General features: G+C 66.1%; 8 protein-coding genes. 2 read left to right on the top strand and 6 right to left on the bottom strand.

Annotated elements, in window-relative coordinates:
* Nucleotides 1–58: 58 nt before the first annotated feature.
* The 3 genes from ACTIFF_RS11320 to ACTIFF_RS11310 form a co-directional block, all read right to left on the bottom strand.
* Entirely contained in the window at nucleotides 59–2,641 is a 2,583-nt protein-coding gene (locus ACTIFF_RS11320; RefSeq protein ID WP_439536924.1) for an ATP-binding protein, read from the bottom strand.
* Nucleotides 2,642–2,864: 223 nt separating this feature from the next.
* The gene (locus ACTIFF_RS11315) at nucleotides 2,865–3,245 is read right to left on the bottom strand and encodes a DUF423 domain-containing protein (protein WP_439536923.1); all 381 of its coding nucleotides are present in this window, start codon (nucleotides 3,243–3,245) and stop codon (nucleotides 2,865–2,867) included.
* 71 nt (nucleotides 3,246–3,316) lie between these two features.
* Entirely contained in the window at nucleotides 3,317–4,036 is a 720-nt protein-coding gene (locus ACTIFF_RS11310; protein ID WP_439536922.1) for a class I SAM-dependent methyltransferase, read from the bottom strand.
* Between the two features lie 288 nt (nucleotides 4,037–4,324).
* Between ACTIFF_RS11310 and ACTIFF_RS11305 the strand changes: the two genes are divergently transcribed.
* Nucleotides 4,325–4,873, top strand: coding sequence for a PEPxxWA-CTERM sorting domain-containing protein (locus ACTIFF_RS11305; protein ID WP_439536921.1), 549 nt, complete (start codon nucleotides 4,325–4,327; stop codon nucleotides 4,871–4,873).
* 470 nt (nucleotides 4,874–5,343) lie between these two features.
* Here the strand turns inward: ACTIFF_RS11305 and fumC are convergent, their stop codons facing one another.
* Nucleotides 5,344–6,729, bottom strand: coding sequence for a class II fumarate hydratase (gene fumC, locus ACTIFF_RS11300; protein WP_439536920.1), 1,386 nt, complete (start codon nucleotides 6,727–6,729; stop codon nucleotides 5,344–5,346).
* A gap of 211 nt (nucleotides 6,730–6,940) precedes the next feature.
* On the opposite strand from fumC, the gene ACTIFF_RS11295 reads away from it, so the two are divergent.
* Nucleotides 6,941–7,585, top strand: coding sequence for a glutathione S-transferase family protein (locus ACTIFF_RS11295; protein ID WP_439536919.1), 645 nt, complete (start codon nucleotides 6,941–6,943; stop codon nucleotides 7,583–7,585).
* A 45-nt stretch (nucleotides 7,586–7,630) separates the two neighbouring features.
* Here the strand turns inward: ACTIFF_RS11295 and ACTIFF_RS11290 are convergent, their stop codons facing one another.
* Complete coding sequence (locus ACTIFF_RS11290; protein WP_439536918.1) at nucleotides 7,631–8,512, bottom strand: alpha/beta fold hydrolase; 882 nt, start codon at nucleotides 8,510–8,512, stop codon at nucleotides 7,631–7,633.
* 328 nt (nucleotides 8,513–8,840) lie between these two features.
* A complete protein-coding gene (locus ACTIFF_RS11285) occupies nucleotides 8,841–9,803 on the bottom strand; it encodes a PEP-CTERM sorting domain-containing protein (RefSeq protein WP_439536917.1) in 963 nt (320 codons plus the stop codon).
* Nucleotides 9,804–10,171: the final 368 nt, after the last annotated feature.

The raw sequence follows: 10,171 nt of genomic DNA, 5'->3' as shown, positions 1-10,171 counted from the left end.
CACAAGGTAGCCACCGCACGACCGCCTCACTGAGCGTGACTGCGCTCTCTGTGCGGCCTCACTCCGCCTGACCCGTCGACGCCCGGATGAGCGGGACGTAAGGCAGCCTGAACTCGACCGTGGTGCCGACGGCGAGCGCGCTGCGCACTTCGATGTGGCCGCGCATCAGCTCGGCCATGCGCTGGCAGATCGCCAGCCCCAGACCGCTGCCGCCGAAACGCCGGGTGGCCGAGCCATCGCCCTGCTGGAACGGATTGAACAGCTGCTCGAGCTGAGCCGCGCTCATGCCGATGCCGGTATCGGTCACCACGAATGTGAGCTGCCCGTCGTGCAGCGACGTCGACAGCGTGACGCAGCCGCGCTCAGTGTACTTGACCGCATTCGACAGCAGATTGAACAGCACCTGCCCGATGCGCATCGGGTCGCCTAGGCAGGTGCCGGGCAGGTCGGCCGCTGATTCGACCCGCAACTCGAGCCCCCTGGCCTGCGCGAGGACCTTCACCAGATCCACCGCGTGTTCGATGACCTCACGCAGGTCGACCGACGTCTGTTCCATCACCATCTTGCCGGCCTCGATCTTCGAAAAGTCGAGCACATCCTCGATGACGCCGAGCAACCGGATGCCCGAGGTCTGAATCCTTTCGAATGCCTCGCGTGCCTTGTCGCTGTTGCGGTGGTTGCGCAGGCCGATTTCGGCAAAGCCGAGCACACCGTTGAGCGGCGTGCGGATTTCATGGCTCATGTTGGCGAGGAATTCGCTGCGCGTGCGCGCCAGTTGCTCGGCGGCCGCCAGCGCGCGCTCGCTGGCGCGCGCGGCCGCATACTGCGCGCTCATGTCGACGAAACTGATGACGGCGCCGGTGATGTCGCCGCGCTGCACGATGGGGTGCACCTCATACATGACCGGAATGGCATAGCCATCGGCGTGCCAGTACACCTCGTCGTCGACACGCAGTTTGCTGCCTGACACCAGCGCGCCGTGGCTCGGGCAGTCCGCCAGCGGGTAAGGCGATCCGTCGGGTCGGCTGTGGTGGAACAAGGTGTGACCCGAGGTGCCGATCATCTTTTCGGCCGGGTAGCCCAGCATGCTGCAGGCTGCCGGGTTGACGAAGGTGATGGTGCCGTGTGTATCGACGCCGAACAGGCCGGCGGCGCTCGACTGCACGATGTGTGTGGCACGCGCTTCGGTGTCGAGCAGTTCGGCGGTGCGTTGCGCGACCAGGTCTTCCAGGTTTCGGCGATGCTGTTCCAGCTCGATTTCGCTGCGCTTGCGCTCGCTGATGTCACGCCCCACTTCGACCATGGCACGCCGCTGCTGCGCATCGTCGAACAGCGGCACACGGATCACCTCGCGCCAGGTCGGCTGACCATCGGCATCAACGCCGTGTTCTTCGGTGCGCGACGGCCCACCCGCCGTCCACGCGGCATCCTCGTACGCACGCACCACCGCCAGCCGATCGGCCAGTTCCGGGTGTCGGGCAAGCAGTTCCGCATCGGTGCGCCCCTGCCAGTCATCGCCCCCGAGCCCGAAATTCTGCTGGCATACGCTGTTGGCCATCAGCCAGCGGCCTTCGGCGTCCTTGAAGCGGATCGAATCGGGCACCACTTCAATCAAGGTCTGCAGTTGCGCCTTGCGCTCGGCGAGCGCCCGGCCGCTGCATTCCGCCTCGTCGATCTTGCGCAGCAGCCCGCCGCCAAGCAGCGCCGACAGAAGCGCAAAACCGAACACCATGCCGAAGACGACCCATACTTCGTTGTCCCAGGACGCCAGGTAATCGTCGCTCGCCGTGGCGGCGACAACCACCATCGGTACGCTTTCCATGCGCCGCAAGGTCACGATGCGTTCGTAACCGTCCGCGCCGACCGGTGTGTAGTAGGTCGTGACGCGCGCGCCGTCGCTATAAAGCTTCATCATTTCGGGCGATACACCCCGATTCCCTATCGCGCCCGCCGGCTTGTCCGGAATCGGCGGCTGACGGGCGATGAGGCCGAGCTCGGCATCGCGCAATATCAGCGAGCCATACTGACCAAGGTCATAGCGACCGAGCACCTGGGCAAAGTGGTCCACTGCGATGGGCGCCGCAATCACTCCGGCAAAGCGGCCGTCGGGATGGTTGTAGCGCAGCGTGAACGCCACGATGTACTTTTGCGCCACGCGGCCGACGATCGGTTTCGTCACCTGTATCGCGTCGTCCGCCTGTTCGCGGTGTCGAGCGAAGTAATCGCGGTCTGCCCAGCTGGTGCGAACGACATCGCTGACGCCCCTGCACAGAATGACGAATCCGTCGGCATCCGCCACGCGGAACGCGTCCAGCTCGGGCAGGCGCCCGGCATGACGCTCGAGCATCTCGTTCATCCGCGGTGTGTCGATGCGGCCGTCGGCCAGATCGCGCTCGAGCTCATCCGCGACGACGCGCAGCGCGAAATCGATCTTGCCGATGCTGTTCGACAGCGTCTGTTCGAGCGCGATCGCGACGTTCTGGGTCAGCGATTCCGCTTCCAGCTCGTGCTGCTTGCGGCTTTGCAGCACCGAATGAACGGACAGCGCGAGCACCAGCAGGTTGAAAACGATCAACGCACCGATCAACCGGAGGCGCAGGGCGCGTGACGGCGCTTCGGGACCGAGCGTGATGCCGCTCACCCTTCTGCGCCTTCCATCTTTCGAAGCCGAACGGCCGGGTTCGTCCAGCCACTGGAACCGCTACGCTCAAAGCCGAGCGTGAAACGATCGGTACGCCGCACCACATCAGAACCGGGAAATTGTCATCGGCGCGAAGAATACGCCCTTGTGCCTAGATTGGCACAGTAAGGGTGGGGTCTTTAACGATTGAGTTTCCGGCTGCATCGCCATCCTGAATGCGTATTCAACGTCGCCAGACGGCCCAGGCCAGCATCAGCCAGCCGCCGATGAATGCGAGCCCGCCCAGTGGCGTCACTGCGCCGAGGCCGCGCACACCGGTCAGCGCGAGCGCGTACAGACTGCCGCTGAACACCAGCAGTCCGAGCATCATCAGCCAGCCGGCGGTGCGCAGCGCGCGGCTGTCCGGCCGATGCAGCGTCAGCACGCCGATGAGGCCCAGCGCCAGCGCATGCCAGAAATGGTATTGCACGGCGGTTTGCCACACGACGAGAAGATCGGGCGTCAGCCTCGCCTTCAGCGCATGCGCGCCGAAGGCGCCGGTCATCACCGCCACTGCGCCAGCCAGCGCGGACAGCGTCAGCATGCGCCGTGCGGCGGGGTTCAAGTCGGGTTGCGTGTACATATATGCAGGGAGGGTGGAAAACGCGCCTTGTGGAGAGTGCGCCGAGGAGATACTCAGCGCACCTTGCGGAACACCACCACATGCTGCCACGGCAGACCGGTTTCGGTACGCACCCATTCCAGCGCGTGGGCCGACGCCTCGAGCCGGATCTGCGCCTCGCTCATCTTGTGCAGCGGCTTGATCGGTACGGCCGGATCTTCCGCCTTGTACTCGACGAACACCACTTCGCCGCCCGGCCTGAGTGCCTGCAGCACGCTGGCCAGCACCTCGTACGGGTAAGTCAGCTCGTGGTACACATCGACCATCACCGCCAGATCGACCGACTGCGGCGGCAGATTGACGCTGGTTTCGCTGCCCAGACGCGGTTCGATGTTCTTCAGCCCGTTGCGCCTGACCAGCCGATCCAGCACCTCGATCATCTGCGGCTGCACGTCCACCGCCAGTACCTTGCCGCCGGGCGCCACGAGCCCGGCCATGCGCCGCGACAGGTAGCCGGTACCGGCGCCGATGTCCGCCACCACCATGCCCGGCTTCAGCGCCAGCGCCCTCAGCAGCAGATCGGTGCGCTCTTCCTGCGCCCGCTCGCTGCGCTCCAGCCAGCCCGCGCCCTGCCAGCCCATCACGGCCGAAATCTCACGCCCCATGTACACCTTGCCGATGCCGTCACGGCTCGGCGAACGCTCGACATAGCGCTCCGACTGCGCCGCAACGGGCGCCACCGCGGCGCCGATCAGCACAGCGCAGGTGATGAACAGGGCAGGAAGACGTGTCATGGCACTCGCACCGATGAATGAACGCGTTCTGCAGAGTGAAAAACCATGGCAGAAGTTCGACGCCCGGGCGTGGCAATCGAGCCGGATGCAGGACGACGTGGTGCGCAGACGCGCAGCGGCAACACGATGGCTGTGCTTTGTGGACTGTCGACGCCCTTTACACCGATCCGACGTGCCGACCGGACTGTCCCGCGCATCGCCCGGCGCGGCAAGGCATAGCCCGGCATGGCATTTATTGGCACGTTGAATGCTTGTGCTCGTCCAGTTGCCTCAACCCGGAGCCCACCCATGTCTGTCCGCCACCTGCTTGCCGCCAGCGCCGCGGCGCTCGCACTGACCACCACCCCCGTTCAGGCCGAACTGCTGTCCGGCGATACCGGGCCGGTCGAGGAACCGACGCTGATCTACATCGGCATGGACAGCTTCTTCTTCGAATTCGAATGGAGCGTCAATGCATCTGACCGCGCCTATCTGTACGGTCGCGGAAACGACATTGCCGTGGCGCCCGGCGTGTCCACGGTCGAGCAGATCGGCGACGCCTCGCTGCTCGACTTCACGGCCACCTTCGTGGGTCCGCTGTGCGATGCCGCGTGCGCCGCCAACGGAGTCGGCGACTTCATCGTATTGCGGCGCGACGGCGCTTATGGCGCGTTCCGCATCGACGACATCATCTACAACGGCGGCGACCCCACCCTCGGCACGCTGAGCGGTACCTGGTGGATACAGCTCGACGGCACGTCGCAGTTCGCGCCGGCCGTTCCCGAGCCCGGAAGCTGGGCCATGCTGCTGGGCGGCATCGCCCTGATCGGTGCCGCCGTGCGCCGCCGGGCGTCCTGAAGCAATACATCCGACAGACCAACCGGCGCAAAGAGACCACGGCCAGCCCTCAAGCGCAGGGATGTGGGAGCGACGGCCCCGTCGCGATCAGTGCGGTGACCATCGCAGTGCGAAGTGCGTATCTCGGCGAGGGCGGAGCGGGGGTTTCGGCGAGCACTGCTCGCCGCCCGCACAGCCGGCTGGCCATGCACGGCCAACCGTGGATCGCCGCTCCCAAAAGGGCGGCGCCCCGCGAGACCACAGCGAGCCCTCAAGCGCAGGGACTGTGGGAGCGACGGCCCCGTCGCGATCAGTGCGGTGACCATCGCAGTGCGAACTGCTTATCGCGGCGAGGGCGGAGCGGGGGTTTCGGCGAGCACTGCTCGCCGCCCGCACAGCCGGCTGGCCATGCAGGGCCAGCAGTGGATCGCCGCTCCCACAAAACCGCCGCCGATCCCACAAACGCTTCGCATCTCGCAGCAGGGCGCAGCTCACACCATGCGTTCCGGCCTCACCCAGTCATCGAACTGTTCGGCGCTGACATCGCCGAGCGCCAGTGCCGCCTCGCGCAGGCTCAGTCCGTTTGCGTGGGCGTGGTGCGCCAGCGCAGCGGCGCGGTCGTATCCGATGTGCGGGCTGAGCGCGGTCACCAGCATCAGCGAACGCGACAGCAGGTCGGCGATGCGCGCCCGGTCCGGCTCGATGCCGCGGGCGCAGTGCGTGTCGAAACCGGCCATTGCATCGGCCAGCAGGCGCACGCTCTGCATGAAGTTGTGCGCGATCAGCGGCTTGAACACATTCAGTTCGAAATTCCCTGACGCCGCGCCGATACCCAGCGCGACGTCATTGCCCATGACCTGGCAGCACACCATGGTGAGCGCCTCGCACTGCGTGGGATTGACCTTGCCCGGCATGATGGAACTGCCCGGCTCGTTCTCCGGCAGTACCAGCTCGCCCAGCCCGCAGCGCGGTCCGGAGGCGAGCCAGCGCACGTCGTTGGCGACCTTCATCAACGCACCCGCGAGTGTTTTCAGCGCACCGTGCGCGGCCATCAGTGCCTCGTGCCCGGCCAGCGCCGCATACAGGTTGGCGGCGCGACGAAACGGCAGGCCGGTGTCGTGCGCGAGCCGGGTGACGACACGCTGACCGAACTCCGGATGGGTGTTGAGCCCGGTGCCGACGGCGGTGGCACCGACCGCCAGCTCGAGCAGGCCGGCCACGCTGCCCCGCACGCCCTGCTCCGCCAGCGCGAGCTGCGCCACCCAGCCCGACATTTCCTGCCCGAGCGTCAGCGGCGTGGCGTCCTGCAGATGGGTGCGGCCGATCTTCACGATGTCGGCGAACGCCGATGACTTGCCGTCCAGCGTGGCGCGCAGCGACGCCAGCGCCGGCAGGAGCGTGTGCGTCACGGCCAGCGCGGCAGCGACATGCATCGCAGTGGGAAAGATGTCGTTCGACGACTGACCGAGATTGACGTGGTCGTTGGGATGAACCCGGCGCGCGTCACCCCGGCCGCCGCCGAGTCGCTCCGACGCCAGATTGGCCAGTACCTCGTTCATGTTCATGTGGGTCTGCGTGCCCGAGCCGGTCTGCCACACCGACAGCGGAAACGCATCGGCCTGCGCGCCGGCCAGGATGTCGTCGGCCGCGCCGGCGATGGCCTGCGCGCGTTCGGCGTCGAGCAGGCCCAGTTCGCCATTGACCAGCGCCGCGCTGCGTTTCACCCGGGCCAGCGCGTGCAGCAGCGCATCGGGCATGCGTTCGATGGAAATGTGGAAGTGCGCCAGCGAACGCTGGGTCTGCGCGCCCCACAGCGCGTCGGCGGGTACCTCGATGTCGCCGAACGCGTCGCGTTCGGTCCGTGTGGCGGTGATCATGGCAGGTCCTCCCGGGCGATGACGGATCGCAAACCGATCCGGCTGCCCGTTCAGCCTAGCCCTTCGTGACCCGGTGCGCCGGAAATGCGCCGGACCACGCGCGTCGAACGCTTGTCATCTATGCTGAAACTGCGTGGATGCGGCGGTGATGTGATGCACATGCGCGCCGCGTCCGACGCTGACAACGATGGATCAGAAGAGGAGAAGAACCATGCTTATCGTTCATCACCTGAACAACTCGCGGTCGCACCGTATCGTGTGGCTGTGCGAGGAACTGGGCATCGACTACGAACTGGTCAAGCACCTGCGCGACCCGGACAGCCAGCGCTCGCCGGATTCGCTGAAGGCGGTGCACCCGCTGGGCAAGGCGCCGGTGATCCAGCACAACGGGCAGAAGATCGTCGAGTCCGAAGCGGTCATCGAATACATCTGCAATGTATGCGCCGACGGCCGGCTCAGCGTGAAGCCGACGTCGCCCGAGTACGGGCCGTACCAGCAGTGGCTGGCGTTTGCCGAAGGCACGCTGTTTCCGGGCCTGCTGGTCGATCTGGTCGATGCGTGGACCGGGCGCGGCAACCCCGACCTGATGGGTTTCTTCGACGTGGAAACCGCGAAGAACCACCAGTTCGCCGAAGACGCGCTGACCGGACGGGATTACCTGCTCGAATCCGGATTTTCAGCGGCCGACATCAATCTGGGATGGGCGCTCGAATTCAGCGAATGCCGCGGCTTGCTGCGCGACTATCCGGCGCTGCAGGCCTATGTCGAACGCCTGCGCGCCCGCCCCGCCTACCGCAGGGCGATCTCGAACGGCGGTCCGCAGGACCTGTCGGTGTTTTCTGCCGGCGCACGCTGACCTGACACCCGCCCGACGGCGTCCGGGGGTGGGTCCGGGGGTGGGTCATTTCGCCGCGGCGGGCGACTGCAGGAAGGCGTCGAAGGCGGCGCAGAACGCTTCCGGCACCTCGAAGTACGGCATCGCGCCGGTCTGGAACACGGTGACCGTCCAGTTGCCGCCGCCGGTCACCCTGTCCATTCCGGTGTAGTTGGTGAAGTCGCCGCGCACGCCGTGGCTCACCCACACGGGATGCGGGATGGCTTCATACACGGTGTGGATGTCGGCGCTGAACAGGCCGCCGGACAGGAAGTACAGCGGCGCAAAGCGCGCGCCGGGCTGCCGCGTGGTCAGCACGTCGTACGCCCACATGGTTTCGTCGATGTTCTTGCCGCCCCAGGTGCGTTCCAGAAAGTAGCGGATCACCCCCGGTCGCGTCAGCTGGCGGAACAGCCAGTTGCTCCACAGCGGTGCGCTCAGGGTGGCGTACAGCCCGGGGAGCGCCCGCGTGCTGCACGGCGCGCCGCGCCGCGGCGTGCGGCCATTCAGGCCGGTCGGGCTCACCAGCGCCACCGTGCGCCAGTCATCCGGCCGCTCGGCCGCCGCCCGGGCGAGGTACTCGCAGCCCAGCGAAACGGCTAGCCCATCCACCCTGGCCCCGCCGCTCAAGGCACGGATATGCTGCGCCGCCGTGTGCACCGCATCGGACATCAGTCGCGGCGAATACACTTGGTCTTCGCGCGGGCTGAAGCCGTAGCCCGGCAGATCGATGGCATAGACCGTATGCGTGGCGGCATAACGCTCGTAAAGCGGTCGCATTTCTGCCGCCGAAGCGGCCGCGTTGATGCTGTGAACAAGCAGCATCGGCGGGCCGTCACCGGCGCGGTAGCAGTTCAGTCCGTCGAAGGACAGTCGCTCACCCGGCAGTGCGGGCGGCAGGACAGGCATGGCATCCAATGGAATCCTTGTCGGGTCGGGAGATGGCTGGAAAGCAGGAGCACGGCGCAAAGGCAATTTCGTCGTGCTGCGCGACGGGCAGATCGCGCCGCGATGTACCCGGGGAATGCAACATGATGAACTGCGACAGGCGCCAATGTTCCTCAACGTAGGCGGAGCGTATCCGCAACCGGGCCGATCAGGGAATCGATGACGCTGCAAGCGTCATTCGGAACGCTTATCTCCATCTTCATGCCCGCCTTCAGACCGGCATTCGCTGCGACGGCCAAAAAAAAGCCCGCGTCGGGATGCGGGCTTGGTGCAGTGGTTCGAGGCGTATTCAGTCGCGTCGCCCACCCTTGCGACGACGGGCGACGACGGTCAGCACACCCAGGCCGGCCAGAAACATCGCATATTCAGCGGGCTCGGGCACTGCAGCCACCTGCCAGCCGATGTCACTGAGTACCGCCCAGTCCAGATCGGTCAGCTGGCGACGCTCACCGGCCGACAGGGTCATCGTCATCAACGCGGTCTGCGACAGCCCCCCCACCGTGCTGGAGACCGACGCACCGAGGAAACGATAGCTGTCGTCATCGAGTGCAACGGCCATCCCGCCGTTCGCCGCAACGGCATTCACACCGTTGAACAGCATGTTCGTGGTGTCGGCCTGTGCGGTGTAGCTCGCGGCCGTGTTGCTCACCAGACCGCCGCCGAAGCCCAGGATGCCGATCAAGCCCCGCAGCGCGGCGGTATAGAAGTCATGCCCCTCGAACGTTTCGGTGGAGGACAGATCGCTGTCGAAGTAATAGGCCATCGCGCTGTTGAAGGCCAGCGCACCGCCCCAGGGTCCGAAATCGGTCTGCGGGCTGGTCAGCACGCCGGCCTGCCCGCGACTCATCATCGCGGCACGGTAGGCGTTGTATGCATCGCCCGACCCACCCGTCGGCGATACAACAGTACCTGCCGACGTGTGTGTGACGCCCTCGCCCAGGCCACGGTTTCCGACATAGACGCGCAACTGGTTGGCGCCGATCACCGCACTCTGGTCGTTTGCCGACTGGCCGGTGGCCGGCGACGAGAAGAAGATGCGCGACCGGAAAGTGCCATCGGGGCCGATCGCGCCCAGTTCATCGGTGATGCGCGTTTCGAGAACGCTGGCCGCCTGTTCGAGTATCGCCCTGCGTTCCAGCGTCATGAAACCATCGTCGTAGCTGTAGTCGAACACGAATTCAATGGCTTGCGCACTGCCTGCCATCGAGATCGAAGCGACCGCCGCCGCCAGTACCTTTGTCTTCATGTTCATTTCAATCTCCTCGTCATCGTTGTCTGGCTCGCACGTGTTCGTCCGGGGTCGGGGCACGATGACCGCTGTCCTGCAGTTTCCGTGCCCGCCCCGGGAACGACGGCGCCGGTCGTGATGATCCGGCTGTCACAGCGGCGGGGACGGCGTCCCGAGCAGGGATCCATGACCGGGGGTACGGAAGGCTCCGAGGCAGCATCCGGAATACCGGGCTCACGTCCCGGCGGCTCATTTGCACCACAGCGGTTGATAACAACCACCATTGCCGGCCCCGGCCCGTAACCACTGCCGCTTCAAGTCGTGGGACGAATTCCGCTCGAAAGGACGACATCCCCCGTCAGGCACCCGTTCCGCCTTTCGCCGACCGGGGC

Source organism: Methyloversatilis sp., assembly GCF_051861465.1.
GTDB lineage: Bacteria > Pseudomonadota > Gammaproteobacteria > Burkholderiales > Rhodocyclaceae > Methyloversatilis.
This window is presented reverse-complemented; position numbering and strand designations above follow the sequence as displayed.

Coding starts and splice junctions, on each gene's coding strand:
- ACTIFF_RS11285 (WP_439536917.1), bottom strand. CDS start 9,803: ATGAACATGAAGACAAAGGTACTGGCGGCGGCGGTCGCTTCGATCTCG.
- ACTIFF_RS11290 (WP_439536918.1), bottom strand. CDS start 8,512: ATGCCTGTCCTGCCGCCCGCACTGCCGGGTGAGCGACTGTCCTTCGAC.
- ACTIFF_RS11305 (WP_439536921.1), top strand. CDS start 4,325: ATGTCTGTCCGCCACCTGCTTGCCGCCAGCGCCGCGGCGCTCGCACTG.
- ACTIFF_RS11310 (WP_439536922.1), bottom strand. CDS start 4,036: ATGACACGTCTTCCTGCCCTGTTCATCACCTGCGCTGTGCTGATCGGC.
- ACTIFF_RS11295 (WP_439536919.1), top strand. CDS start 6,941: ATGCTTATCGTTCATCACCTGAACAACTCGCGGTCGCACCGTATCGTG.
- fumC (WP_439536920.1), bottom strand. CDS start 6,729: ATGATCACCGCCACACGGACCGAACGCGACGCGTTCGGCGACATCGAG.